20 protein-coding genes and 4 pseudogenes are annotated in these 25578 nt (G+C 59.5%); 10 read left to right on the top strand and 14 right to left on the bottom strand.

The window, feature by feature from the left end; all coding sequences use genetic code 11:
• The first annotated feature begins 21 nt into the window (after positions 1-21).
• The 6 genes and pseudogenes from MMG91_RS10755 to MMG91_RS10730 all read left to right on the top strand — a co-directional run.
• The gene (locus MMG91_RS10755; protein ID WP_310659563.1) at positions 22-954 is read left to right on the top strand and encodes a sigma 54-interacting transcriptional regulator; all 933 of its coding nucleotides are present in this window, start codon (positions 22-24) and stop codon (positions 952-954) included.
• Between the two features lie 221 nt (positions 955-1175).
• Positions 1176-1958 carry a MetQ/NlpA family ABC transporter substrate-binding protein gene (locus MMG91_RS10750; protein WP_310659562.1) on the top strand — a complete coding sequence of 261 codons (783 nt, stop codon included), beginning with the start codon at positions 1176-1178 and terminating at the stop codon, positions 1956-1958.
• Between the two features lie 571 nt (positions 1959-2529).
• Positions 2530-2724: pseudogene (locus MMG91_RS10745) on the top strand (amino acid ABC transporter permease); the annotation flags it as partial.
• Positions 2724-2918 (top strand): annotated as a pseudogene (locus tag MMG91_RS10740) (amino acid ABC transporter permease); the annotation flags it as partial. The pseudogenes MMG91_RS10745 and MMG91_RS10740, both read left to right, overlap by 1 nt.
• Positions 2915-3058 (top strand): annotated as a pseudogene (locus MMG91_RS10735) (ATP-binding cassette domain-containing protein); the annotation flags it as partial. The pseudogenes MMG91_RS10740 and MMG91_RS10735, both read left to right, overlap by 4 nt.
• Positions 3059-3295: pseudogene (locus MMG91_RS10730) on the top strand (glutamine ABC transporter substrate-binding protein); the annotation flags it as partial.
• A 129-nt stretch (positions 3296-3424) separates the two neighbouring features.
• Here the strand turns inward: MMG91_RS10730 and MMG91_RS10725 are convergent.
• Positions 3425-4585, bottom strand: coding sequence for an AAA family ATPase (locus MMG91_RS10725; protein WP_310659561.1), 1161 nt, complete (start codon positions 4583-4585; stop codon positions 3425-3427).
• Positions 4586-4798: 213 nt separating this feature from the next.
• Here MMG91_RS10725 and MMG91_RS10720 point away from each other — a divergent pair, with 213 nt between their 5' ends.
• The 4 genes from MMG91_RS10720 to MMG91_RS10705 all read left to right on the top strand — a co-directional run bounded on the left by MMG91_RS10720 (position 4799) and on the right by MMG91_RS10705 (position 12359).
• On the top strand, positions 4799-5902 hold the full coding sequence (locus MMG91_RS10720) for an efflux RND transporter periplasmic adaptor subunit (protein WP_310659560.1): 1104 nt from the start codon (positions 4799-4801) through the stop codon (positions 5900-5902).
• Positions 5899-6966, top strand: a complete 1068-nt coding sequence (locus MMG91_RS10715; RefSeq protein ID WP_305504086.1) for an efflux RND transporter periplasmic adaptor subunit — start codon at positions 5899-5901, stop codon at positions 6964-6966. The genes MMG91_RS10720 and MMG91_RS10715 overlap by 4 nt, the downstream gene beginning before the upstream one ends.
• The gene (locus MMG91_RS10710; RefSeq protein WP_310659559.1) at positions 6963-10022 is read left to right on the top strand and encodes an efflux RND transporter permease subunit; all 3060 of its coding nucleotides are present in this window, start codon (positions 6963-6965) and stop codon (positions 10020-10022) included. Before MMG91_RS10715 ends, MMG91_RS10710 begins: the two co-directional genes overlap by 4 nt.
• A gap of 90 nt (positions 10023-10112) precedes the next feature.
• Positions 10113-12359: a glycoside hydrolase gene (locus MMG91_RS10705; protein WP_310659558.1), complete on the top strand. Its 2247-nt coding sequence runs from the start codon at positions 10113-10115 to the stop codon at positions 12357-12359.
• On the opposite strand, the gene MMG91_RS10700 is transcribed toward MMG91_RS10705, so the two are convergent.
• The 13 genes from MMG91_RS10700 to MMG91_RS10640 form a co-directional block, all read right to left on the bottom strand.
• The gene (locus MMG91_RS10700; RefSeq protein WP_310659557.1) at positions 12347-12979 is read right to left on the bottom strand and encodes a class I SAM-dependent methyltransferase; all 633 of its coding nucleotides are present in this window, start codon (positions 12977-12979) and stop codon (positions 12347-12349) included. The genes MMG91_RS10705 and MMG91_RS10700 overlap by 13 nt on opposite strands.
• 113 nt (positions 12980-13092) lie before the next feature.
• Positions 13093-13443: a DUF6124 family protein gene (locus MMG91_RS10695; protein ID WP_310659556.1), complete on the bottom strand. Its 351-nt coding sequence runs from the start codon at positions 13441-13443 to the stop codon at positions 13093-13095.
• Between the two features lie 446 nt (positions 13444-13889).
• Positions 13890-14534: a methionine ABC transporter permease gene (locus MMG91_RS10690; protein ID WP_030128490.1), complete on the bottom strand. Its 645-nt coding sequence runs from the start codon at positions 14532-14534 to the stop codon at positions 13890-13892.
• Complete coding sequence (locus tag MMG91_RS10685) at positions 14524-15645, bottom strand: ATP-binding cassette domain-containing protein (protein WP_310659555.1); 1122 nt, start codon at positions 15643-15645, stop codon at positions 14524-14526. The genes MMG91_RS10690 and MMG91_RS10685 overlap by 11 nt, the downstream gene beginning before the upstream one ends.
• A 2-nt stretch (positions 15646-15647) precedes the next feature.
• Positions 15648-16457, bottom strand: a complete 810-nt coding sequence (locus tag MMG91_RS10680) for a MetQ/NlpA family ABC transporter substrate-binding protein (RefSeq protein WP_310659554.1) — start codon at positions 16455-16457, stop codon at positions 15648-15650.
• 145 nt (positions 16458-16602) lie between these two features.
• Positions 16603-17961 (bottom strand): LLM class flavin-dependent oxidoreductase, encoded by a 1359-nt coding sequence (locus MMG91_RS10675; protein ID WP_310659553.1) that lies wholly within the window; start codon positions 17959-17961, stop codon positions 16603-16605.
• Positions 17961-19154, bottom strand: a complete 1194-nt coding sequence (locus tag MMG91_RS10670) for an SfnB family sulfur acquisition oxidoreductase (protein ID WP_310659552.1) — start codon at positions 19152-19154, stop codon at positions 17961-17963. Before MMG91_RS10670 ends, MMG91_RS10675 begins: the two co-directional genes overlap by 1 nt.
• Positions 19155-19159: 5 nt before the next feature.
• Entirely contained in the window at positions 19160-20401 is a 1242-nt protein-coding gene (locus tag MMG91_RS10665; RefSeq protein ID WP_310659551.1) for an SfnB family sulfur acquisition oxidoreductase, read from the bottom strand.
• A 356-nt stretch (positions 20402-20757) separates the two neighbouring features.
• Complete coding sequence (locus MMG91_RS10660; RefSeq protein WP_310659550.1) at positions 20758-21516, bottom strand: hypothetical protein; 759 nt, start codon at positions 21514-21516, stop codon at positions 20758-20760.
• 506 nt (positions 21517-22022) lie between these two features.
• Positions 22023-22772: an L-cystine ABC transporter ATP-binding protein TcyN gene (gene tcyN, locus MMG91_RS10655; protein WP_305447761.1), complete on the bottom strand. Its 750-nt coding sequence runs from the start codon at positions 22770-22772 to the stop codon at positions 22023-22025.
• Positions 22773-22776: 4 nt separating this feature from the next.
• Positions 22777-23442 carry a cystine ABC transporter permease gene (gene tcyL / locus MMG91_RS10650; RefSeq protein ID WP_007903115.1) on the bottom strand — a complete coding sequence of 222 codons (666 nt, stop codon included), beginning with the start codon at positions 23440-23442 and terminating at the stop codon, positions 22777-22779.
• Entirely contained in the window at positions 23442-24236 is a 795-nt protein-coding gene (tcyJ, locus tag MMG91_RS10645) for a cystine ABC transporter substrate-binding protein (RefSeq protein ID WP_310659549.1), read from the bottom strand. Before tcyJ ends, tcyL begins: the two co-directional genes overlap by 1 nt.
• A gap of 346 nt (positions 24237-24582) precedes the next feature.
• Positions 24583-25575 carry a D-cysteine desulfhydrase gene (locus tag MMG91_RS10640; RefSeq protein ID WP_310659548.1) on the bottom strand — a complete coding sequence of 331 codons (993 nt, stop codon included), beginning with the start codon at positions 25573-25575 and terminating at the stop codon, positions 24583-24585.
• Positions 25576-25578: the final 3 nt, after the last annotated feature.

The raw sequence follows: 25578 nt of genomic DNA, 5'->3' as shown, positions 1-25578 counted from the left end.
GGTTTTGGGCGGGAGTCTGCCATGAGTTTGCATGAAACCTTCGGTCAGCCGCTGCTGACCTTTCCCGATGCGGAAAAAAGCCCGCTGAGCATTCGCGCCAAGGCGTTGGTGTTCGTCGATCCGCGTTCCCGGCAGTTGCGCCAGGAGCTGGAACAACTGGCGCCACGTTCGATCTCGGTATTGATCCGTGGTGAAACCGGCAGCGGTAAAGAACTGCTGGCGCGACACATCCATCGCGCCAGTGACCGCGGCGGGTTGTTCGTATCAGTCAATTGCGGGGCGATCAGCCCGACCTACGCCGATGCTGAACTGTTCGGCTATGCCGCCGGCAGTTACAGCGGTTCGGCCAGCAGTCGTGCCGGCTGGTTTGGTTCGGCCAATGGCGGCACGCTTTATCTGGACGAGATTGGCGACCTGCCGCTGCCGATTCAGATCAAATTGCTCGCTGCCCTGGAAAACCACGAAGTCACCCGCGTCGGCGCTCAGCAACCAAGCCCGGTGGACGTACGTCTAGTGGCCGCCACCAGTATCGATCTGGCCCAAGCGGTGGCTGCCGGGAAATTCCATGAGCGGCTTTATCACTACCTCAGCGAAGGCCAACTCGAACTGCCGGCCTTGCGTGAACGGGTGGGCGATATTTTGTCGCTGGCCGAATACTTCCTCGGCATCTACAGCCAACGCCTCGACCTGCCGGTGCCATTGATCAACGAAGCCGCGCAGTATCTGCTGGAGCAGCACAGTTGGCCGGGCAACACCCGGGAACTGGAGAACGTCATTCACTTTGCGCTATTGGTGAGTACCGGCGATGAGATTTTGCCGGAGCATTTGAATCTGCCCGAGGCGCCCGTGTCGCTGCTACAGATCGAGCAGCGACTCAAACGGATTCTCGGCAACGGTTCCGCCGCCGAGAAAGACGCCTTGAAAAAACTGCTCAAAGACGCCGGGCTTTTGTAGGAGCGAAGCTTGCTCGCGAAGCAGGCGACTCGGTCTGCCCGGGAGGACTCAGGCGAGTTGGATCTGTATGAACAAAATGGAATATGAAAGTGAATAAAAGATATTGTTCGGGAATAAAAAATCCCGGTATTGTCCGCGTCACGCCAGCGATAGCACATCACTGGCACTCGTATTAATCAGCCGTCGTCGATGATGGCCGCGAATTTCGATAAGGACACTGCATGAAAAAGGTTCTGTTGTTCACCGCGTTGGCGGCTGCCCTGACCGCGGGCCTGGCCCAGGCTGGCGAGAAACTGGTGGTTGCGGCGACGCCGGTTCCACATGCCGAGATTCTTGAATTGATCAAGCCAACCCTCGCCAAAGAAGGCGTGGACCTGGAGATCAAAGTCTTCACCGACTACGTTCAGCCGAACGTGCAGGTCGACCAGAAGCGTCTGGACGCCAACTACTTCCAGACCCTGCCGTACCTGAAAAGCTTCAACGAAGGCAAAGGCACTAACCTGGTGACCGTGATCGGCGTGCACGTCGAACCATTCGGCGGCTACTCGAAGAAAGTCAAAAGCCTGGCTGAGCTGAAAGACGGCGCAACCATCGCCATCCCGAACGAAGGCAGCAACAGTGGTCGTGCCCTGATCCTGCTGCAGAAGGCTGGCCTGATCGAGTTGAAAGACCCGAAAAACGCCGTGTCCACCCCGAAAGACATCGCCAAGAACCCGCACAACTTCAAGTTCAAGGAACTGGAATCGGCCATGCTGCCGCGTGTTCTGGACCAGGTTGATCTGGACATGATCAATACCAACTATGCGCTGGAAGCAGGTCTGAACCCGGCTAAAGATGCGTTGGTGATCGAAGGTGCCGATTCGCCTTACGTGAACTTCCTGGTGGCCCGTCCGGACAACAAGGACAGCGCCGCCATCCAGAAACTGGCCAAGGCTTTGACCAGTCCTGAAGTGAAAGCATTCATCGCCAAGAAATACAGCGGCGCGGTACTGCCGGCGTTCTGATTGACCGCAGTTTCTAATCCCTTCAAGGTTTCAACGCCGACGGCTAATACAGCGTCGGCGTGATCGTCCCCACGCAGAGCGTGGGAACGATCAGATCACGGGCTTCTGTAGGAGCGAAGCTTGCTCGCGAAGCAGGCGACTCGGTCGCCTGGAAGGACGCCTCGCTGGCAAGTCGGATCGCCGCACCGCTCGCTCCTACAGAGGCTGCGTCTTCAACGCCTTGCGCAAGGCCACCAGCAATTTCACGATGTCCTGCGGATCCAGCCGCTGTGGCACGTTTACGTCAGCCATTTTTCTCTTCCTTGTGATGGTTCGGCCGGGAGTCTGGCCAAAAGCTGCACGTCCTTGGAGGGGTATTTTGAAAAAAAGATCCTTCCTACAGCGCAAAGAAAAATAGTCGTCCTCCCCAGTCTCGGCAAATCCGCAGGATAGTTTTTTGCGTGATATCAATATGCTTTAACGGTATTTAAACTCATATTTTTATACCTTTAAAGTCGGAGCCTGCCGGGTAGTTATCCACTGTCCATGGACTGCGCCACCGTCGCTTACCGAGCGGCGTACAGGATGTGCAATGACCTTCGATTACGCTTTTATCCTCTGCACCCTGCCGGCGTTTCTCAAAGCCGTGGGCGTGACGCTGCAGGTCGGCTTTATCGCCATCGGTACTTCGTTACTGGTGGCGCTGATCAACGCGACGATTCTGATGTTTCGCACACCCTCTCTTCAACGCCTGGTCGGGCTGTACGTGGAACTGGCGCGCAACTCACGCGCATCATCAAGAACAGCTCCCTGGCGGTGCTGATCGGCGTGGTGGACGTGATCAAGGTCGGCCAGCAAATCATCGAACGCACCTACGAATCAGTGCTGATCTACGGCGCGCTGTTCCTGTTTTTCTTTTTCATCTGCTACCCGCTGTCAGCCGCGTCCGGTGTGCTGGAGCGGCGCTGGACGCAAGCATGAATGCATTGATCGAGTTCAAGGGTTTCAACAAGTTTTTCGGCGAGCAGCAGGTGCTCGACGGCATCGACCTGAAGGTGAAACCGGGTGAAGTGATCGTCATCCTCGGCCCCAGCGGTTGTGGCAAAAGCACTTTACTGCGGGCCAAACAGAACCCGGGTTACCGCGTGCTGGAGGAGAAGCTGGGTGCCGAAGCACCGATTGCGCCGGCGGTGAAGAAGGGCAATATCGAACTGCGTGACTGGGTGAATGTGGAGTTGGTAAAGTTGGGCGAGGAGAAGTTTTTGCTCAAGCTGTACGACCAGTATGTGCGTAAAGAATTGAGTGATGACACCAAGCCTGAGAGCGTGATTGTCGAGGGCGGGAAGTGGCAGGGGTGATTTGCTTCAGATGATCGTTCCCACGCTCTGCGTGGGAATGCAGCCAGTGACGCTCTGCGTCACAGCCGCAGGGACGCGGAGCGTCCCGAGAGGCGTTCCCACGCAGAGCGTGGGAACGATCAATGTGTCTCAATCCGGCCAATACCACGCCGGCTCATCCAGCATCCGCTGCCCGACCATCCCGGTCTGGCCGAAATTCTTCTCCAGTACAATGCAATTGCATTCCGGGTCTTGCTGCAACGCCGAGATCAAGCGCCGCGCATGGGACACCACCCACACCTGACACTGCTCGGACGCTCGAATGATCAATCGCGCCAACGCCGGCAACAGGTCCGGATGCAGACTGGTTTCCGGCTCGTTCAACACCATCAACGTCGGCGGCCGAGGGGTCAGCAATGCCGCGACCAGCAGCAGATAGCGCAACGTTCCATCCGACAACTCGGCGGCAGATAACGGCCGCAACAACCCTTCCTGATAAAACTCGATCGCAAACCGTCCACCCTGCAGCGGTGCGATATTCAGCGTCGCGCCGGGGAATGCATCGCTGATTGCCGCCTGCAAGGCTTCGGGATCGCCGATTTCGCGGATGGTCTGTAATGCCGCGGCGAGGTCGCGACCGTCGTGATGCAAGACCGGCGTGCGGGTGCCCAGTTGCGGTTGGCGCACTGGCGCGTCGGTGTCGCTGCGAAAGTGATCGTAGAAGCGCCAGCGGCGGATGAACTCACGCAGTTGCATGACTTCCGGCGAGGTGCGAAAACTGCCGATCTGATCGAACAGGCTGTCGAAATTCGGCGTGTGCTGCGCCAGCACTTCCCAGCCGCGACCGACCCGAGCGCGAATCATTGGGCCGTCGCGATCCACCAGTAGGCTGGCCGGGCGATAGAACGGCCCGGACCAGATGCATTCCTTTTTGATTTCCGGGTCCAGAGAAAACGCGGAACGACTTGGCTCCGGCAGGCCCAGCGCGATCGAGTAGCTGAAATCTTCGCCGGCAAACCCCAGGCGCAGGCGTTTGACGCCGTGTCGCACCGTTGCCTCTATCGGGACTTCGCCGTTGCGCATACGTCGGGTGATGTTTTCGGGGCCGGCCCAGAACGTCGAATCCAGCCCACCCTCGCGGGCCAACGCGTTGACCACGCCACCCTGAGCGGTTTCCGCCAGCAGGCGCAAGGCGCGGTAGAGATTGGATTTACCGCTGCCGTTGGGGCCGGTGATCAGGTTCAACCGACCCAGTGGGATCACCAATTTATTGATCGAGCGGTAATTGGCCACCGCGAGGGTTTTGAGCATGAATTCCTCATTGGTCGTTCCCAGGCTCCGCGTGGGAATGCATCCCATGACGCTCCGCGTCATAGTGGACGCAGAGCGTCCATGGCGGCGTTCCCACGCAGAACATGGGTACGATCAATGGAGTATAAGGATCGCTCGTGCAGACGTGGAACCCTGTTCTAAGCTCACAGTCGTATCGTCACTGGCACGTTCGTACAGCGCAAAGGAGTCTGCATGGCGGGTCCCGGATTGAAATTAATGGTTGGCCTGAGCCTCATTGCCTTGCTGACCGCCTGTGGCGATAAAAAGCCCGTCGAGAAGGACCGCCCGCGAGTCTTCGTGCAAGAGGTCAAGCCATCGGATTACGCCGCCGCGGTGACCCTCACCGGCGACGTCCAGGCCCGAGTTCAAACCGAATTGTCGTTCCGCGTGGGCGGCAAGATCATCCAGCGTATGGTCGATGTCGGTGACCGGGTTTCGGCCAAACAAGTGCTGGCCAGACTCGATCCGAAAGACCTGCAAACCAATGTCGACTCGGCCCAGGCCCAGGTCGTTGCCGAACAGGCCCGGGTTAAACAAACCGCCGCGGCCTTCGTTCGCCAACAAAAACTCCTGCCCAAGGGCTACACCAGCCAGAGCGAATACGACTCCGCCCAAGCCGCCTTGCGCAGCAGCCAGAGCGCATTGACCGCTGCTCAGGCGCAGTTGGCCAATGCCCGTGATCAACTGAGCTACACCGCATTGATTGCCGATGCGCCGGGGGTGATTACCGCGCGCCAGGCCGAAGTCGGTCAGGTGGTGCAAGCCACGGTGCCGATTTTCAGCCTGGCCCGGGACGGCGAACGTGACGCGGTGTTCAACGTTTATGAATCGCTGCTGGCCGAGCCGCCGTCGGACAGATCGATAGTGGTCAGCCTGCTCGACAATCCGAAGATCAAGACCACGGGCACCGTTCGGGAAGTCACGCCGGCAGTGTCCGCGCAGACCGGCACGGTGCAAGTCAAAGTCACCCTGGACAGTCTTCCCGAGGGCATGCAGCTCGGCTCGGTCGTGAGCGCCACCGCCAAGCCAGTCGGCAAAACCGCGGTGGAACTGCCCTGGTCGGCCCTGACCAAGAACCTCAGTGACCCGGCCGTGTGGCTGGTGGACGCCGAAGGCAAGGCGCAGTTGCACACGGTCACCGTCGGCCGTTACCTGACCGGCAAAGTGATTGTCAGCGCCGGCCTCAACGGTGGCGAAAAAGTCGTCACCGCCGGCGGCCAATTACTGCATCCGGGCGTGAAGGTGGAGATTGTCGAAAACACCTATAAGACGCCAACGACAGGAGCCCAGCCATGAAGCGCCTGTTGCTGTTGTCCGCCGCTGCACTACTGGTCGCCTGCTCCGATGAGGAAGCGCCGCCAGAACCGGTTCGGCCGGTGTTGTCCGTGGAGGTGAAAGCGCTCAATCAAGAAGACCTCGGCCGGTTTGCCGGCAGCATTCAGGCCCGTTACGAAAGCAATATCGGTTTCCGGGTGCCGGGGCGTATCGCCAGCCGTAACGTCGATGTCGGCGCCGAAGTCCAGAAAGGCGCCTTGCTCGCGACCCTCGACCCCACCGATCAGCAGAACCAGTTGCGCTCGGCCCAGGGTGATCTGGCGCGCGTTCAGGCGCAGCTCATCAATGCTCAGGCCAACGCCCGGCGTCAGCAGGAGCTGTTCAATCGCGGGGTCGGCGCCCAAGCGCAACTGGACATCGCCCAGACCGATCTGAAAACCACCCAGGCCTCTCTCGATCAAGCCAGGGCCGCAGTTGAACAGGCGAAGGACCAACTCAACTACGTCGAGCTGCGCACCGATCACAAAGCCATTGTCACCGCGTGGAGCGCCGAAGCCGGGCAAGTGGTCACGGCCGGCCAGCAAGTGGTGACCCTGGCGCAGCCGGACATCAAGGAAGCGGTGATCGACTTGCCCGATACCCTGGTCGATCAGTTGCCTGCCGACGTGGTGTTCCAGGTCGCCTCCCAACTGGACCCGAGCATTACCAGTACCGCCATCGTGCGCGAAATCGAACCCCAGGCCCAAAGCGCAACCCGTACCCGTCGCGCTCGCTTGAGTCTGACCGATACGCCGCCGGGCTTTCGCCTCGGCACGGCGATCAGCGTGACCCTGAGCTCCGCGATCAAGCCACGCCTCGAACTGCCGGTGAGCGCGCTGCAGGAGGTCGATGGAAAACTGCGGATCTGGGTCGTCGATCCGCAGACCCAAACCGTTTCCCCACGGGAGGTCAGCCTGATCAGCCGAACCAATGACACGGTGGTCCTGGCCAACGGCGTGAAGTCCGGCGAGCGGGTGGTCAGTGCTGGTGTGAATAGCCTCAAACCGGGGCAGAAAGTGAAAATCGACGAGGACAGCCCGCGATGAAAGGGAGTTTCAACTTATCCGAATGGGCCCTCAAGCATCAGTCGTTTGTCTGGTATTTGATGTTCGTTGCGCTGCTGATGGGCGTGTTCTCGTACCTGAACCTGGGCCGCGAAGAAGACCCGTCGTTCACCATCAAAACCATGGTGATCCAGACCCGGTGGCCCGGCGCGACCCAGGAAGAAACCCTCAAGCAGGTCACCGACCGGATCGAGAAAAAACTCGAAGAACTCGACTCGCTCGATTACGTGAAAAGCTACACCCGCCCCGGCGAATCGACGGTCTTCGTTAACCTGCTCGACACCACCAGCGCCAAGGACATCCCGCAAATCTGGTACCAGGTGCGCAAGAAGATCAACGACATTCGCGGTGACTTCCCGCAGGGCCTGCAAGGGCCGGGCTTCAACGATGAGTTCGGCGACGTGTTCGGTTCGGTGTATGCCTTTACCGCCGACGGCCTGTCGATGCGCCAGTTGCGCGATTACGTGGAACAGGTGCGTGCCGAAATCCGTGAAGTCCCGGGGCTGGGCAAGGTCGAGATGGTCGGCGAGCAGGATGAAGTCCTTTACCTGAACTTCTCCCCCCGCAAACTGGCCGCCCTCGGCATTGATCGGCGCGAGGTGGTGCAGACCCTGCAATCGCAGAATGCCGTGACCCCGGCCGGGGTGATCGAGGCCGGTCCGGAGCGGATTTCGGTGCGCACCTCAGGGCAATTTGCCTCTGAGAAAGACCTGGCCAACGTCAACTTGAAGCTCAACGATCGTTTCTACCGACTGGCCGACATCGCCAACATCAGCCGTGGCTACGTCGATCCGTCGACCCCGGAGTTTCGCTTCAACGGTCAGCCAGCCATCGGCCTGGCGATCGCCATGAAGAAGGGCGGCAACATTCAGGACTTCGGCAAGGCGCTGCACCTGCGCATGGATGAGCTGACGGCGGACCTGCCGGTGGGCGTCGGTGTGCACACCGTTTCCGACCAGGCGGTAGTGGTGGAAGAAGCCGTCGGCGGTTTCACCAGTGCGTTGTTCGAAGCGGTGGTGATCGTGCTGATCGTCAGCTTCGTCAGTCTGGGCGTGCGCGCCGGGCTGGTGGTGGCGTGTTCGATTCCGTTGGTGCTGGCAATGGTCTTCCTCTTCATGGAATACAGCGGCATCACCATGCAGCGGATTTCCCTCGGTGCGCTGATCATCGCCCTCGGCCTGCTGGTGGACGACGCGATGATCACGGTGGAGATGATGGTCACGCGCCTGGAAATGGGCGAAACCAAAGAGCAAGCGGCGACCTTCGCCTACACCTCGACGGCGTTCCCGATGCTCACCGGCACCTTGGTCACCGTGGCCGGTTTCGTGCCGATCGGCTTGAACGCCAGCTCCGCCGGTGAGTACACCTTCACGCTGTTTGCGGTGATCGCGGTGGCCATGCTGGTGTCGTGGGTTGTCGCCGTGCTGTTCGCCCCGGTGCTCGGTGTGCACATTTTGAGCGCCAAGGTGAAACCTCATGACGCAGAGCCAGGGCGCATCGGTCGGGCGTTCAATGGCGGCCTGCTCTGGGCTATGCGCAATCGCTGGTGGGCCATCGGAATTACCGTGGCGCTGTTTGTGCTCTCGGTGTTTTCCATGCAATTCGTGCAGAGCCAGTTCTTTCCGTCCTCGGACCGCCCGGAAATTCTCGTCGACCTGAACCTGCCGCAAAACGCCTCGATTGCTGAAACCCGCAAGGTGGTGGATAAGCTCGAAGCGACGCTCAAGGGCGATCCGGACATCGTGCGCTGGAGCACCTACATTGGCGAAGGGGCGATCCGTTTCTACCTGCCCCTCGACCAGCAATTGCAGAACCCGTACTACGCGCAACTGGTGATCGTCAGCAAAGGCCTGGAGTCACGCACGGCGCTGACTGCACGTCTGCAAAAGCGCCTGCGTGAAGAGTTTGTCGGTGTCGGCAGTTACGTCCAGGCCCTGGAAATGGGCCCGCCGGTGGGGCGGCCGATTCAGTATCGGGTCAGCGGCAAAGACATCGATCAGGTGCGCAAACACGCCATCGCACTGGCCACCGAACTGGATAAGAACTCGCACATCGGCGAAATCATTTACGACTGGAACGAGCCGGGCAAAGTGCTGCGCATCGACATCGCCCAGGACAAGGCCCGGCAACTGGGGTTGTCGTCGGAAGACGTGGCGAACCTGATGAACAGCATCGTTGTCGGTTCGCCGGTGACGCAGGTCGATGACGATATCTACCTGATCAACGTGGTCGGCCGCGCTGAAGATGCCGAGCGCGGCAGTCCGGAAACGCTGCAGAACTTGCAGATCGTCACCCCCGGCGGCACTTCGATTCCGCTGCTGGCGTTTGCCACTGTGCGGTATGAACTCGAACAGCCGCTGGTGTGGCGTCGCGATCGCAAACCGACCATCACCATCAAGGCCGCGGTGCGCGACGAGATTCAGCCGACCGACCTGGTAAAACAGCTGCAACCGGACATCGACAAATTCGCCGCCGGTTTGCCGGTAGGCTACAAAGTCGCCACCGGCGGTACCGTGGAAGAGAGCGGCAAGGCCCAGGGGCCGATTGCCAAGGTCGTGCCGTTGATGCTGTTTTTGATGGCGACCTTCCTGATGATCCAGTTGCACAGCGTGCAGAAGTTGTTCCTGGTGGCCAGCGTCGCGCCGCTCGGGTTGATCGGCGTGGTGCTGGCGCTGATCCCGACCGGCACGCCCATGGGTTTTGTGGCGATTCTCGGGATTCTGGCGCTGATCGGCATCATCATCCGCAACTCGGTGATTCTGGTGACCCAGATCGAATCTTTCGAGAATAGCGGCTACACGCCATGGGACGCGGTGGTGCAGGCCACGGAACATCGTCGCCGACCGATTCTGCTGACGGCGGCGGCAGCGAGCCTGGGGATGATCCCGATTGCCCGGGAAGTGTTCTGGGGACCGATGGCCTACGCGATGATTGGCGGGATCATCATCGCGACGTTGCTGACGCTGCTGTTTTTGCCGGCGTTGTATGTGGCCTGGTACAAAATTCGCGAGCCGAAGGCGTCGGCACCGACGCAATGATCGTGTCCGGGCGACATTTGGGAACGGTCTGACTTACATTACCGGTGGATTGCGCTAGCGTCCCTTTTCAATCTGGAAGAGGGACGCTTCATGATCATCGTCACTTGCTGGCTGCGCCATGTGTTGCTGATAGCGAGTCTGTTGCTATCGCCATGGGCGCTGGCCGGTACCGTCCTTGAAAACCCGTTGTGGCGCGTCGAACTCGACCCCGCGACCTTGGCGATTCGCGTCATTCCCGCACAAAAGGCACCCGTACAAGCCTCGGCTGGCGTTGCCGCGCACAAGGTCAGCGACCTCACGCAGAGCTCCAACCGCATCGACTGGCAATGGGACGATGGCGCCTGGTTCCTCAGCGCCACGCTTGAACAGCGTGACCTGTCCTTTTCGATCAAGGCGCGTGATTCCGGTGAACTGGATTTTCTCAGGCAACCCGGCAGTGCGATGGGCAAGGGGCTGATCTGGCCACTGGCCGAAGGGCATTACGTGCCCAGTGACGACCGGGTGTGGCAACGTTTCCTGCTTGAACAGGCCGAGTTCAACACCACCCAGGACTTGAGCCTGCCGTTGTGGGGCGTCGATCACGGTGGTTTCACCCTGAACTGGTTGATGACCAATCCATTCAATAATCGCCTGAGGTTCAGCGCCGAGGCCGACACCCTGGTGCTGGCGGCCGGTCATGAATTCACCTCGCTTGATCCCGCCGCTGCCCTGACGTTCAGCCTTTTTCTGGGGGATGCCGATCCATTGAGCGGCGCCAAACGGTATCGGCAATGGTTGATCGATGCCGGTGCTTACGAGCCGCTGAGTGCCAAGCTGCTTAAAACACCTGAGGGAAAAAAGTTGTTGGGGGCTGCCCATGTCTATCTGTGGGGTGGCGGGTTGCTCGGGCCTGACGATGTGCGGGATTGGTCGGCGCTGCTTGCGCTGCTTGAGGGGAAAACCGCGTTGGCCGGACAACTGCGTGGCTATCTGGATGCGGAAAGTCGCCGGGTCCTGCGTGAGGCAAAAGCACCGCTCAATACGTATCAGCAACGTGTCCTGATTCGCGGGCTCAACGCTGCCGTGAACACCTTGGCCAGACAGAGCTGGCAAATATTACCCGAGCCGGAAATGAACCGGCTCGCCGAGCGTTATATAGAGCTGCGTACAGAGGTGGCCCAGGTGTTCGCATCGGCACTGACCCCGACACCCGAGCGCTGGGGCGACGGCGTATCGCTGCGCATGATGCAACAGCTGCGAGCGGCGAAGTTGCCGCGCTTGTGGTTGGGATTGGGCGAAGCGTGGGAAGCGGGGCTGTGGCATCCTGAGGCCGTTCGCGCCGGGGTGGATGCCGGTTATCTGGTGGCACCCTACGATTCCTATGAGACGACGTTGAAGTCCACCGATAACGCCGATTGGACCACGGGTCACCTAGGCACGAACGCTTACAACACATGCGCAATCGTCCTGAAAAACGGTCAGTTAAAAAGCGGCTTTCTGAATAACGGCTATTACACCGATCCGCGGTGCATCCGACCTCTGCTTGAAGCGCGCATCAAGGCGATTCAGGCCAGGGCTGGCTTCAATAGCTGGTTCCTCGATGTGACGGCGGCAGGCATGCTGTTTGACAGCTATCGCCCTGGCGCACTCATGACCCAGGCGAGCAACGCCCTCGAGAACGTTGCCGCCGGGCGCTGGATCAACGAGAGCCTGAAATTGCCGATGGGCTCCGAGGATGGCAATGCCGTCACGGCTCAGGGAATTCTGTTTGCCCATGGCATGCAGACACCGGTATTTGGTTGGGGTGACGAGGACATGAGCAAGGACTCGCGATCACCTTATTATCTGGGTGACTGGTTCCCGCCCGAGCAACCCGGCGTGTTCTTCAAACCGGTGCCGGTGAAGGAGCCTTACCGCAGTCTTTATTTCGATCCGGCCATGCGTTTGCCGTTATATCAGGCGGTTTTTCACGGCTCGGTGATCACCACCCATCACTGGGCTTTCGATAACCTCAAGCTGACCAATGTTCGTGGCGAAAGCCAACTGACACAGTTGCTCTATAACGTGCCGCCGTTGTATCACTTGAGCGCTGCCACGGTGCAGCAGCGGCTACCAATGATTCAGCGTCAGGATGCTTTTTTCCGGCCGCTGCATGAGCGCCTGGCGACACAGGCGCTGACGGATTTCCGCTGGCTGACAGAGGATCGACTGGTGCAGCAGACCACGTTTACCGATGGCACTCGACTGGTGGCCAACTTTGCTTCCCAGCCTCGACAGATTGGCGAAAAGATTCTGGCCGCGCGCAGCATTTTTGCATTTGAGGCGACCGGGAAAGTGAGGACGTATCAGGTAGATTGACGGCGCCAAACACTTGCCAACCAAGGCTGTTGCTCCCGCGGCAGCCCCGCCGGCCGGTAGTAATGCTCCAGCTCCACAAACCCCGCCTCGGTCAGCATTTCGCGCCACACCTGAAGATCGTAATACGCTCCATATCGCGACCCGTTCCAGCCTTCCTGATTCTCACCACGCGGATTGGAACTGAACAACACACCGCCCGGCTTCAACGCTTCGCGCAGTTGCTTCAACACCCGCGGCAATTCCTGACTCGGGATGTGGAACAGCACCGCATTGGCAAAAATTCCGTCAAACCGCTCGGCCGGCAGATCGAGTTTCAAAAAGTCTTGCTGCCAGACTTCGCAACCACTGTCTTCGCGCGCCATCTGCGCCAACTTTTCCGAACCGTCGAGGCCGATGGCGGTGTGGCCCATGCGCGTAAAGGTTTTCAGGTCGCGACCAGGGCCGCAGCCGAAGTCGAGAAGGGTGAACGGCGCCTCACCCTGAATATGCCGCAACAGGGCATCGATGTTCTGGCTAACATCGTGATCGCGAGTGCCTTCACGGAAGTCTTCAGCCACCGCGTTGTAATGGCCCAGGGTGGTGGAGGTGATCTGCTCCAGGTCGTCGGGAGTCTGTTTCATGGTCGGCTGCGCAGGTAATTGGGATTCGCTGAATATACGCCATCAGGTCTGGGGCTGCTGCGTAGCCCATCGCGGGCAAGCCCGCGATGGCAATATCACTGACGACCAATGACTCAGCTCTGCTTCATCCCCAGACATTCAATGGACCGATCAACCATCGCCTTGGCGATCTCCAGCAAATGCCAAACGGAAAACACCAATGCCCGATCGGCACCTTTGAGTTGATCGCCGCACTGATACGCCGTGACCGAGGCGCAGCGCAGCAGATCAGCCACATAGAGCTGGGCGTCTTCGAAGCTCACGTCTTTGCTGACGTTGTAGAAGCGCAATTCATCAGGTGCGGACGGTTGGTTGCCGGTGAGGTAGAAGTCGATCGCACGGTAGAGCGCCGATCGATCCCTGAGCGGGTCGTCCGCTTTGTTTGAGGATGTTTCTGGGGGCGGGTCGGGAACGGATTTTTCCATGGGTATTGCTCCTATTGCTTCATGGGAGCCATCACTTATCGCCTACTAAACGATTGGGTGGTGGCTGTACGCAGGTTAGTAGGCCGGTCAATAGGAAAACCGGTGCACCCGAAGATGCCCCACGCACAGCCACCATATTCTGCATGCGGCAAACATTGCCGGACATGAGCATAGAATTGCTATGCGCCTATTGATCCGGGCTACTAAACCCGATCACTGATGAGCAGTGACGGACCGAGACTAGCCACGGAATTTGGCAGGCGCAAGCGAGCGGAATGATCTAGGAAACGTCCTGCAAATGAAAGGGATCTGGCCTGCTGGCACTCTGATTTTCCTGTGCGAAAAATTCCCCTTCGGTTAGGGGATTTGCCTTAATGCCAGTCAGTTAAGCCGTAACGCAGGCTTCGCCAGCTGCTACAAGGTGAGCGTCGCGGATGCTATCTCGATCAGCGCTTGTTCAGCCCCCGAGCCAACCGATCCCCACCCAACTGAATCACCGCCACCAACACCACCAGCAACACAATCACCGTCAACATGATCTGGCTATCAAACCGCTGATACCCATACCGATAAGCGATGTCGCCCAATCCACCGGCCCCAATCGCCCCGGCCATGGCCGAGGAGTTGATCATCGTCACCAACGTAATCGTGAACCCACCGACAATTCCCGGCAGCGCTTCGGGCAGCAGCACATGCCAGACGATATGCCAGCGCCGGCAGCCCATCGCTTGCGCCGCTTCGATCAACCCATGGTCGACCTCGCGCAAACTGACCTCGGCGATGCGTGCAAAGAACGGCGTGGCGGCGATGGTCAGCGGCACCACGGCAGCCCACACGCCATACGTGGTGCCGACGATCAACCGGGTGAACGGAATCAACGCCACCATCAAAATCAGAAACGGAATCGAGCGGAACAGGTTCACGAACGCGCCCAGTGCGCGGTTCAGTGCCGGTGCTTCGTAGATCCCGCCCTTGGAACTGGTGACCAGAATCACCGCCAGCGGAATGCCCGCCAACAGCGCGATCAGCGACGACACACCCACCATCAAAAAGGTGTCGATAAAACCCTGAAGCAACCGATCAAACCACATAACCCAGCACCTCCACCTGTTGCGCCCAGTTGCCGGCGCGCTGGCGCAATTCCTCGGCACCGAGGGGCGAACCGGTCACCGCCAGCAGCAATTGCCCGAGTGCATGCCCCTGAATCCGTTCCACGCCCCCTTGCAGCAAGCGCACGCGGCCACCGAGGGCGCTGAACAGTGCCGCCAGGTCTGGCTCGTCGTTTGCGCTGCCGGTGAATTGCAAACGCAGCACCACGGCGGCGTCCGAAGACTGCGGTTGTGGACGCAGGCGGCTTTGCAGTTCTTCCGGCAGTCCGTGTTGCAATGGCGCGAGCAAGGTCTTGCTGACTTCATGTTGCGGGTTGCCGAATACTTCCCAGACCGGCCCTTGCTCGACGATTCGCCCGTGTTCCAGCACCACCACCCGATCACAGATATCGCGGATCACCGCCATCTCGTGAGTGATCAGCACGATGGTCAAACCCAGCCGTTGATTGATCTCGCGCAGCAGGCCGAGGATCGATTGTGTGGTCTCCGGATCCAGCGCCGAAGTTGCCTCGTCACACAGCAGAATCTCTGGGTCATGCACCAGCGCGCGGGCGATGCCGACGCGTTGTTTCTGCCCGCCGGAAAGCTGCGCCGGGTAGGCTTTGTGTTTCTCTTGCAGGCCGACCAGTTCCAGCAGTTCGCGGACTTTGCGCTCGCGCTGCTCCTTGGGCACGCCGGCGACTTTCAGCGGCAATTCGACGTTCTGCCAAACCGTCTTGGCCGACATCAGGTTGAAGTGCTGGAAGATCATGCCGATCCTCCGCCGCAGCGCCACCAGGCGGTCTTCATCGAACTCGCCGATGTCCACCTGATCGATCAGCACCCGCCCCGTGCTCGGTTGTTCGAGACGATTGATGGTGCGGATCAGCGACGACTTGCCGGCACCGCTGCGTCCGATGATGCCGAACACTTCGCCGCGCTGGATCGCCAGGTCGATACCGTGCAGCGCCGCCACCGGACCTTGCTGGCCGTTGTAGGTTTTGCCCAGGCCGATGAAGCGCACATGGGCGCGATTCAGGTCTGGGTGCAGTTCGGTTTGTGTGGCGTTATGTGGCTCCGGAAGTTCCAGTCGCCGTTGGATAGCGGCCGTCATACTCAGCTTTCCCAACCGGCTTGATAGAGCTTGCCGTGGGCCTTATCCAGCGCCGCACGAACGGCTGGCGAGTGCTGGTAGATGTCGACGAATTTGATTAAGCGTGGATCGGTTTTGCTTTTCGGCTGGATGACGAACTGAATCACGTATTCCTTGTGATCGAGGCCATCGAACAGCAGGGCGGAACTGGCATCGAAGGTCTTCGACAGGCGAATGTAGGCCGGGTAGCCCTGGACCAGATCGGCGTCGTCGTAGGCGCGCACCAGTTGCACGGCTTCGACCTGAAGGATTTTGATTTTCTTCGGGTTGGCGATGATGTCTTCTTCGGTGGCCTTGTAGCCGACGCCCGGTTTGAGGGTGATCAGCCCGGCCTTGGCCAGCAGTTGCAGGCCACGACCGCTGTTGATCGGGTCGTTGGCAATGGCGACGCTGGCGCCTTCGGGCAACGCGTCGAAGCTTTTGTATTTTTTCGAGTAGAGACCGACGTTGTTGATGATCCCCGGGGCGAACGGCACCAGGTCAAAACCGGCGGCGGCCTTGGCGTTTTCCAGGAACGGGATGTGCTGGAAATAGTTCACGTCGATGTCGCCTGAGGCGAGGCTGACGTTGGGGGCGATCCAGTCGCTGAATTCCACCAGTTCGACTTTCAGGCCTTGTTTGCTGGCTTCCTCAACAGCGGCTTCCAGCGGGATGGCGAAGGCGGCGGTGGTGCCGACCTTCAGTGGCGCGTCGGCGGCGAAGGTGGCGGAGCTGAAGAGGCCGAGGGCCAGGGCCAGTGCTTTGACTGGGTGGGTAAAGAGTTTTTTGGTCATGAGATGTCTTCCAGTCAGTTAAGGGCGATCGTTCCCACGCTCCGCGTGGGAATGCCTCAACGGACGCTCCGCGTCCGCTCTTGGGACGCGGAGCGTCCCGGGCTGCATTCCCACGCGGAGCGTGGGAACGATCAGTTACAAGGAGTCAGTGTCGGTAATGGGAGCCGGTATGTTGCTCAGGCAAATGTGCTTCGCCGTGAAACAGTTTTTCCCGCAGGCTGCCGTCGTCATAAGCGGTCTTGTACGACCCTCTGCGTTGCAACTCCGGAATCACCAGCTCAATGAAATCCACATAGCTTTCCGGGGTGACAATCCGCGTCAGATTGAAACCATCCAGGCCGGTTTCCGCGATCCACGATTCCAGCTCATCGGCCACTTGCTCGGGCGAGCCGACGACGGTGATGTAGCGGCCCCCGAGGGCGTGTTGTTCCAGCAATTTGCGGCGGGTCCAGTCGTTGTTTTGCAAGTTCCTGGTGGCGGACTGGATGGCGTTGCTCTTCACGTACTGGATCGGTTCGTCGAGTTCGTACTCGGAAAAATCGATCCCGGTGGACGCCGAAAAGTGCGCCACGCCAGCCTCGGCACTGGCGTAGCTCAGGTACTCGGCGTGCTTGGTCCAGGCCAGCTCTTCGGTGGCGCCGACGATCACGTTCAAACCCATCAACACCTTGATGTCCTCAGGCTTGCGCCCAGCCTCGACGGCGCTGGCGCGAACCTTGTCCACCTGAACCCGGGTCGCCGGTTTGTTCTGACCGCTGATGAACACGCACTCGGCATGCCGACCGGCGAACAGCAAACCGCGATCGGAACTGCCGGCCTGGAACAGCACCGGCGTGCGTTGCGGCGATGGCTCGCAGAGGTGATAACCCTCGACCTGATAGAACTCACCCTTGTGCTCGACCTTGTGCACTTTCGCAGGTAAGGCGTAGATCCGCTGTTCGCGGTCATTGAGCACCGCGCCGTTTTCCCAGCTGCCTTCCCAGAGTTTGTAGAGCACTTGCAGGTATTCGTCGGCCTGGTCGTAACGCCGGTCGTGTTCCACCTGTTCGCTCAGGCCCATGGCCTTGGCGGCGCTGTCGAGGTAGCCGGTGACGATGTTCCAGCCGACCCGTCCGCGGCTCAAATGATCAAGCGTCGACATGCGCCGGGCGAACAGGTACGGCGGTTCGTAGGTCAGGTTGGCGGTCAGGCCGAAGCCGAGGTTTCTGGTGACCGCGGCCATGGCCGAGACCAGCAGCAGCGGGTCGTTGACCGGTAACTGAATCGACTCTTTGAGCGGCACGTCCACCGAGTTTTGATAGACGTCGTACACGCCGACGATGTCGGCGATGAACAGACCGTCGAACAGTCCGCGTTCCAGCAACTGCGCCAGTTCAGTCCAGTATTCGATGGTTTTGTATTGGGTCGAGGTGTCCCGTGGATGCGTCCACAGACCATGGTTGATGTGCCCGATGCAGTTCATATTGAACGCGTTGAGCAGGATTTTCTTTTTGGCATCGGCCATCAGATGGTCCCTCGCAATGGAGGGTTATCATTGTTGAGGTAGTAATTGCCGACAGCGTGATACTTCCAGCGCACCGGGTCGTGCAGGGTGTGCACCCGGGCGTTGCGCCAGTGACGATCCAGACCGTGTTCGACCAGGGTCGCCTGGCTGCCGGCCAGTTCGAACAACGTGCTGCCGGCGGCGAGGGAGATTTCGGTGCTGATGGCCCGGGCTTCGGCGACGGCAATCGACGCGGCGGCGACAGTTTGGGCATTGGTGTTGGCCTGGGCCTGGTCGAGGAATTCGCCGGAGCGTTCCAGCAGGGCTTCGGTGGCGTGCAGGCGAATGCTCAAGTGGCCGAAACTTTTGATCGTCAGCGGGTCTTCGGTGGCTTTGTCGTTGCCGGAATCAATCCATGGCCGGGTCTTGGTGCGCACAAAATGCAGTGCATCTTCGTAAGCGGCGCGGGCGATGCCGGTGTCGATCGCGGCGTGGAGAATCTGCGCCAACGGGCCGACAGTGGTCGGGCGTTCGAAAGCGCTTTGAAACGGGATCACATCTTCGGCCGCGACATAGACATCCTCGAACACCACCGAACCGCTGCCGGTGGTGCGCTGGCCGAAGCCGCTCCAGTCATCGATGACCGTCAGGCCTTTGCTGTTACGGGGGACGAAAGCCAATTGCTGCACACCGTTTTCGTCCACGACTGACGTCGGGATGCGCTGGGCGTAAATCGCGCCGGTGGCGTAGAACTTGCGTCCGTTGATGCGATAGCCGTCGCCATCACGAGTCAGGCTGGTGACACGATCATGGGCGGTTTTGGTGCCCAGTTCCGCGAGTGCGTTGCCGAAGCGCTGGCCGGCCAACACCTCGGCGTAGAGGCGTTTTTTCTGCTCATCGGTGCCGTTCACGCGCAGCACTTCGAGGGCGTAGAAATGGTTTTGTGGAATTTGTCCGAGGGAGCCATCAGCCTGGGCGATCAGCGCGATCACCTTGGCCAGGGTCACGTTGGAAACCCCGGCGCCGCCGTATTCTTTTGGCACGCTGATGCCCCAAAGACCCGAGCGGGAAAACACTTCCAGTTCCGGGTATGGCAAACGACGTTCGCGGTCGCGCAGGGCGCTGTCGCGTTTGAAATCGTCGGCCAAGTCACTGGCGATGATCAGGGCTTGCTCATCGCTGGTGATGACCGCGACGTGGTGAGAAAGAGTCATGGTCGTTAAATCCAGGAGTGGCGAGCGGGGAGTGTGCCGTTAAGGCGATAGGCGCCGACCGCGTGATATTTCCAGCGCACTGGATCGTGCAGCGTGTGCACCCGGGCGTTGCGCCAGTGGCGGTCGAGGTTGAATTCGGCGAGGGTGGCGCGGCTGCCGGCCAGTTCGAAGAGTTTTTCGCTGGCCAGCAGCGAAATCTCGGTGGTCAGCACTTTGGCTTCGGCCACAGCAATCGAGGCACGCGCAGCGGACTCGGCGGTGAGCGGCGCGGCGTTGACCTCATCGAGTACTTGCCCGGCCTTGCGCAGCAGCGCTTCGGCGGCGTGCAGTTCGATTTTCAGCTTGCCGATGTCGGCGATCACGTAGAGGTCGTCGCTGGCCCGGTCGACCTTGGCATCGATCCAGGGCCGTGCGCGTTTTTGCACGAACTCGATGGCGTCATCGATGGCGCCTCGAGCAATGCCGGCGTCGATGGCTGCTTGAATCAACTGCGACACAGCGCCCTGAGTATTCGGGCTGTCGTTGATCTTCCAGTTATCCACTACCAGCTCGGCATCGACCCGCACGTTGTTGAGCAAAAGGGTGCCGCTGGCGGTGGTGCGCTGGCCGAAACCTGACCAGTCATCAACGATGCGCAAGCCCGGCGTGCCGCGACGAACGAAGGCCAGTACTTGCTTGCCTTCGTCGTTCAGCGCCTTGACGGCCACCCAGTGGGCGAACAGGGCGCCGGTGGAATAGAACTTCTGCCCGTTGATAACGAAGCCATCGCCGTCGGCGGTGATCCGCGCCTTGAGCTCCAGGGTATTTTTGGTCCCTCGCTCAGGCCCCGCGTTACCGATTCGCCAGCCTTCGAGCACGCTTTTGAACAGCTGCTTTTTCTGCGACTCGGTGGCGCTGCCGAGTATCAGGTTGAGAATGCCGAACTGGTTCTGCGGTATCTGCCCCAGCGCCGGGTCGGCCGCGGAAATGATCGCGAACACTTCGGCCAAGGTGACGAATGAAACCTGCGGGCCACCGTACTCACGCGGGATGGCAATGCTGCCCAGACCGCTGCGGGTGAACTGTTCGATTTCCGACCACGGCAGCTTGCGCTGCTGGTCACGTTTGGCGGCTTGCAGGCGGGCGACTTGCGCGAGCTCATGGGCCGCCTTGATGGCTTGTGCGTCGTTGCGCAAGACTTGCGCGGGCAACAACAAGGGGGCGATATCCAGATCACTCTGGACGATTGCATCTGCCAGACTGGACATCAGTGCCGCTCCTTGGCTGCACGCAATGCCCTGGCGATTTGCACTGGGGTGATTGTGTTCCGGACCATACCTACCTCACATCTCATGAAAGCGCCGCAAGGGTTGCGGCGAACGAAAAACACGAATGTCCGGTGGTCCGGTGTATATACCCTAAACATGTATAAATAATTAATGAACTAACTTTTAGGAATATATATAGAAGAGGTGCCACACACCCCTGTAGCAGCTGGCGAAGCCTGCGTTCGGCTGCGCAGCAGTCGTGAATCCTGAATCCGCGATTAACCTGAATGACCACGGTGCACGATTTTGCGACTGCTTCGCAGCCGAACGCAGGCTTCGCCAGCTGCTACGGGAGCTCACCGTTTGCGGGATTCAGCGGCCATGAGCACTTCTTTCGGCGGCACTCTCAGGTAGGGATTGGCACAGCCGATCTTCAGTGTGCGTGCCGGTGCCCAGCGCGAGTTGTTACCCACCCGATCGAGGATGCAGTAGGTCACTTCCAGTCGAAGGTCTTCGCCAGCTTCGAGAATGATCGCCGGGGGCACCCAGACCTGAATCGGCTGACCCACATCGCAAGCCTTGAGCTTTGGCAGGTCCATGCGCACATCGCCCCAGCGCAGGGTGATTTCGTCGTCGGTGGCCATGTTCAGGTAAGGCTCGATGGTCAACGGGACACCGCGTTTGACCTGGTTCGGATTGACCCCCTGACGGCGAATGGTCTCGGGGATGAATACGGGCGCCAGGCTCTGGTTTTCCTCATCGCAAAGCAGCAGGCCACCCGGGCAATCAAGTTTGATCTGGACGCGCGCCGCCGGTGATACAGCCGGCCCTTGCCCGACCTGCATGACCTTGTAATGGACGCGGGCAGAACCATTGGCAATGAAGCTTTCCGGCACCCGCAGGCTCACGGTTTTGCCGCCATGGTCGGGGCCCAGGACACTGGAGGCCACGTAGCAGTTGTTCCAGAACAACTCGATCAGGTCGCCTTCATCCATACCGGAGTAGGGAGCCACGTCGATCATAAGGTGAGCGGCGGAGGTGATGTTGATACCGGCCTTGTGGCTTTGCGCCAGGGTCGGGGCTGCAAGTTCAGGTTTGTTTGAAGTGCTTGTCATGGGTTTCTCTCCTTGAAGCTTTGCCGCGAAGTCCATTTCTGAAAGATCGAAAGGGGTGAATTACCAAGCAACAAAACGATTCACTATTTGCGCGCTTAAACAATGATTGAGTGTGATGGCTGTTGCCTGTTGGAGACTAGATAAGAGTGCGCTTGAATAAGTGTCAATAGCGTTGATTGGTTAAAGGTTAGTTCTTGCGTGATTCAGAAAACTCCTACATGGCGTGGTTAATAAACCCCATCGCTCTGTCGAATAAAGTCCGGTATTTGGTGTGTTTTATACCTCTGAGGCAGCAACCCTTTGAGTGTGTGCAGCAAGGTGTTTTATAAATTTTAGGCGATATTAATCTGTTGCAGGACATATATATGTACCGCATGGAACGGCGGGAAGTTATTTGTGATGAGGGTGAATCAAGGGGATGTTGAGAGGGGGGCTATAGCCTTTTATAAGGCGGGCTTAATGTCACTTCCATCCCTGGAAGTTGACAGTTTCCGAGTGAGGCAGTACTAAGCGTTATTAAGAAACTTGCTGAGAAACTGTTTCGTCCGTTCCTCTTTCGGATTGGCAAACAGTGCCTTGGCCTCGCCTTGTTCGACGATCACCCCCTTGTCGAAAAACACCACGCGGTTGGCCACGTCCCGGGCAAAGCCCATTTCGTGGGTGACGATCACCATGGTGCGTTTCTCCTCGGCCAGACCGCGGATGGTCGCCAATACTTCACCCACCAGTTCCGGGTCCAGTGCAGAAGTCGGCTCATCGAACAGGATCACTTCCGGTTCCATCGCCAACGCCCGGGCAATCGCCACACGCTGTTGCTGACCACCGGAGAGGCGTCGCGGGTAAGCGTCTTCCTTGCCCGCCAGGCCGACCTTGGCCAACAGCTTTTTCCCCAGGGCAACGGCTTCGGCGCGTGGGATCTTTTTCACCACTAACGGGCCTTCGATCACGTTTTCCAGGGCGGTACGATGGGGGAACAGGTTGAAGTTCTGGAACACAAAACCCACATGCTGGCGCAAGCGCCGTACCAGGCCCTGCTGCTGGTTCAGAGGGCGGCTGCCATCGATCTCGATGTCGCCGACCTTGATCCGGCCGCTGCTAGGTTCCTCGAGAAAATTCAGGCAACGCAGGAAGGTGGTCTTACCCGAGCCGCTGGGGCCGATGATCGCCACCACCTCGCCTTCCTTCACCTGCAGATCGATGCCGTTGAGCACCACCTGACCCTTGAACTGCTTTGTCAGTTTTTCCACGACAATCATTGGGTCAGGACTCCTGGTCGTGCCGATTGACCCGCGCTTCCAACTGGTTCTGCAGGTGCGACAGTACAGTCGCCAGAACCCAGTAGATCAGCGCAGCGGCAAGATACATGGTGAAAATTTCGAAGGTACGGGCGGTAATCAGCTGTGCCTGACGGAACAACTCCGGCACCTGAATGGTGGCTGCCAGAGCGGTGTCCTTGACCAGCGAAATAAAGCTGTTGCCCAAAGGTGGCAAGGCCGTGCGCGCCGCTTGCGGCAGGATGGCCCGGCGCAGGGTTTGCGCGCGGGTCATGCCGATACTGGCGGCGGCTTCCCACTGGCCGCGCTCGATGGAGCTGATGGCGGCACGCAGGATTTCGCAGGCGTAGGCCGCCATGTTCAGCGAGAAGCCGATCAGGGCCGCCGGCAGCGGATCAAGTTCGATACCCAGTTGCGGCAAGCCGTAATAGATCACGAACAGTTGCACCAGCAACGGCGTGCCGCGAAAGAACGACACGTAGATGCGGGCGATCCAGCTCACCAGTTTGAAGCGCGACAGCCGCATCAACGCCAGGCCGAAGCCCATCAGCAGGCCGAAGAACATTCCGCCCAGGCTCAGGATGACTGTGTAGTACGCGCCCTTGAGCAAAAAGGGCGCGGAGTCCAGCGCAAGTTGGAAAGCTTCTCCCATTATTGAGTGACGTCAGCGCTGAAGTATTTTTCCGACAGCTTTTTCAGCGTACCGTCGGCACGCAGCTTGTCGATGGCCTTGTTCACCGCGGCCAGCAGCTCAGGCTCGCCTTTGCGCAGGGCAATACCGGCTTCCTGGCGGGAGAACGCTTCACCGGCGGCGGCAGTGTCCTCGGCCTTCCTGGCATATTCCAGCGCGGCGAGGCGGTCGATCAGAATGGCGTCGATGCGGCCGACGCGCAGGTCCTGGAACTTGGTCGGATCATCTTCGTAGGTGCGGATGTCGGCCTTAGGCACATTCTCTTTCACCCACTGCTCGTAGTTGGTGCCCAGGCCTACGCCGACTTTCTTGCCGGCCAGATCGGCGGCGGTCTTGATGGTGTCTTTGTTTTTGGTCAGGGTCAGCGCCTGAATCCCGGAAACGGTGTAAGGCGTGGAGAAGTCGTACTTCTTCTTGCGCTCTTCGGTGATGGTCACCTGGTTGATCACCGCGTCCAGACGCTTGGATTCCAGGGCTGCAAGGATGCCTTCCCATTTGGTCGGCTGCAGTTTGACCTTCACGCCCAGCTCTTTGGCCAAGGCTTCGGAGAACTCGACTTCGAAGCCGCTCAGTTTGCCGGCCTCGTCGACGAAGCTGAACGGTGGATAAGTGCCTTCCAGACCGACGTTGATCACGCCTGCGTCCTTGATCTTTTGCAGCTGCTCACCGGCCACTGCCTGCCCGAGCAGGCCGGCGCTCAGCGCCAGGCCCAGCGAACCCACCAGCAGATTTCGACGTAATGCGGAAAAATTCATGACAAGCCCCTGTGTTTTCTTATGGAAGACGCTTAAGGAAAGTTGGCAAATTCGGGATTTTAACGACTGCGATATCCTGCCCTAAAGCAGCTTATGCGTCTTGCAGCAAATTCGCCTGCGGCGCGACTATATGATGTTGTCTTTAGATTGGAAAATACTAAATATTGATTTTGTTATTCTTTATTTGTATGTGTGGATCGCTTTCGCGGGCAAGCTTCGCTCACAGGAGAACGCGGTTTCATGATCGTTCCAACGCTCTGCGTGGGAATGCCTCTAGGGACGCTCCGCGTCCAGTGACGCGGAGCGTCACGGGCTGCATTCCCACGCGGAGCGTGGGAACGATCAGTTATAGAAAGTCTTTGTAGGCAAACAACGCCGGCGCGCCACCGGTGTGCAGGAAGATGATCGGGCCGTCATTGAAGCGCTGGCGCCCGATGCCGTCGAGCAAACCGGCCATGGCCTTGCCGGTGTACACCGGATCCAGCAACAACCCTTCCTGACTCGCCAGCAGCTTCAGCGCTGACAATGTCCCGGCATTCGGCTCGCCATAACGTGGGCCGAAATATTCGTCCCACAGTTCGATTTTGAAACTCGCCGGCAGGCTCACGCCCAGCAGCTCGGCAGTGCATTCGGCGAGGCCCTGGACTTTCGGTCGTTGAGCTTCATCGCTACGGGAAACGGTCACGCCGATCACTGGCAAATCCGGCAGTGCTTCGCTCAATGCCAGCGCCAGGCCGCTGTGGGTGCCGGCACTGCCGGACGCCAGCACCACGGCGGCGAATTGCAGCCCGGTGTCCTTGATCTGTTCGGCCAGTTCCAGGCCCGCACGGACATAACCCAACGCGCCCAATGCATTCGAGCCACCGATCGGCACCAGGTACGGCTTCTTGCCGTTGCTGCGCAGACGCCCGGCCAGCGCTTCCAATTGCTCGTCGGCATTGTCGAGGTTTTCCACCAGCTCGACCTTGGCATCGAACAGGTCCAGCAACAGCCGATTGCCATTGCCGACATAGTTGCTGTCGTCGGTGCCGAGGGGATTTTCCAGCAGCGCTACGCAGCCCAGGCCCAGCTTGGCCGCAATGGCGGCGGTCTGGCGCACGTGGTTGGACTGGATCGCGCCTGCGGTGATCAACGTGTCAGCGCCCTGGGCCAAGGCATCGGCGGCCAGGTATTCGAGTTTGCGCAGCTTGTTGCCGCCCAGTGCCAATGGCGTCAGGTCATCACGTTTGACGTACAGATCGCGGCCCAGCCAGGTCGACAGGCGTTCGAGTTTTTCCAGGGGAGTAGGATGACCGAGCAGGTCGAGGCGGTTAAAGCGGGCAAGCTGTTGTTTGATCATGGG

The sequence above is a fragment of the Pseudomonas sp. JL3 genome (genome assembly GCF_031570575.1).
GTDB classification, from domain to species: Bacteria; Pseudomonadota; Gammaproteobacteria; order Pseudomonadales; family Pseudomonadaceae; genus Aquipseudomonas; species Aquipseudomonas cucumis.
The sequence above is the reverse complement of the archived record's forward strand: the minus strand, read 5'-3'. Positions and strand labels throughout refer to the sequence as shown.

Coding starts and splice junctions, on each gene's coding strand:
- MMG91_RS10755 (WP_310659563.1), top strand. CDS start 22: ATGAGTTTGCATGAAACCTTCGGTCAGCCGCTGCTGACCTTTCCCGAT.
- MMG91_RS10750 (WP_310659562.1), top strand. CDS start 1,176: ATGAAAAAGGTTCTGTTGTTCACCGCGTTGGCGGCTGCCCTGACCGCG.
- MMG91_RS10725 (WP_310659561.1), bottom strand. CDS start 4,585: ATGCTCAAAACCCTCGCGGTGGCCAATTACCGCTCGATCAATAAATTG.
- MMG91_RS10720 (WP_310659560.1), top strand. CDS start 4,799: ATGGCGGGTCCCGGATTGAAATTAATGGTTGGCCTGAGCCTCATTGCC.
- MMG91_RS10715 (WP_305504086.1), top strand. CDS start 5,899: ATGAAGCGCCTGTTGCTGTTGTCCGCCGCTGCACTACTGGTCGCCTGC.
- MMG91_RS10710 (WP_310659559.1), top strand. CDS start 6,963: ATGAAAGGGAGTTTCAACTTATCCGAATGGGCCCTCAAGCATCAGTCG.
- MMG91_RS10705 (WP_310659558.1), top strand. CDS start 10,113: ATGATCATCGTCACTTGCTGGCTGCGCCATGTGTTGCTGATAGCGAGT.
- MMG91_RS10700 (WP_310659557.1), bottom strand. CDS start 12,979: ATGAAACAGACTCCCGACGACCTGGAGCAGATCACCTCCACCACCCTG.
- MMG91_RS10695 (WP_310659556.1), bottom strand. CDS start 13,443: ATGGAAAAATCCGTTCCCGACCCGCCCCCAGAAACATCCTCAAACAAA.
- MMG91_RS10690 (WP_030128490.1), bottom strand. CDS start 14,534: ATGTGGTTTGATCGGTTGCTTCAGGGTTTTATCGACACCTTTTTGATG.
- MMG91_RS10685 (WP_310659555.1), bottom strand. CDS start 15,645: ATGACGGCCGCTATCCAACGGCGACTGGAACTTCCGGAGCCACATAAC.
- MMG91_RS10680 (WP_310659554.1), bottom strand. CDS start 16,457: ATGACCAAAAAACTCTTTACCCACCCAGTCAAAGCACTGGCCCTGGCC.
- MMG91_RS10675 (WP_310659553.1), bottom strand. CDS start 17,961: ATGGCCGATGCCAAAAAGAAAATCCTGCTCAACGCGTTCAATATGAAC.
- MMG91_RS10670 (WP_310659552.1), bottom strand. CDS start 19,154: ATGACTCTTTCTCACCACGTCGCGGTCATCACCAGCGATGAGCAAGCC.
- MMG91_RS10665 (WP_310659551.1), bottom strand. CDS start 20,401: ATGTCCAGTCTGGCAGATGCAATCGTCCAGAGTGATCTGGATATCGCC.
- MMG91_RS10660 (WP_310659550.1), bottom strand. CDS start 21,516: ATGACAAGCACTTCAAACAAACCTGAACTTGCAGCCCCGACCCTGGCG.
- tcyN (WP_305447761.1), bottom strand. CDS start 22,772: ATGATTGTCGTGGAAAAACTGACAAAGCAGTTCAAGGGTCAGGTGGTG.
- tcyL (WP_007903115.1), bottom strand. CDS start 23,442: ATGGGAGAAGCTTTCCAACTTGCGCTGGACTCCGCGCCCTTTTTGCTC.
- tcyJ (WP_310659549.1), bottom strand. CDS start 24,236: ATGAATTTTTCCGCATTACGTCGAAATCTGCTGGTGGGTTCGCTGGGC.
- MMG91_RS10640 (WP_310659548.1), bottom strand. CDS start 25,575: ATGATCAAACAACAGCTTGCCCGCTTTAACCGCCTCGACCTGCTCGGT.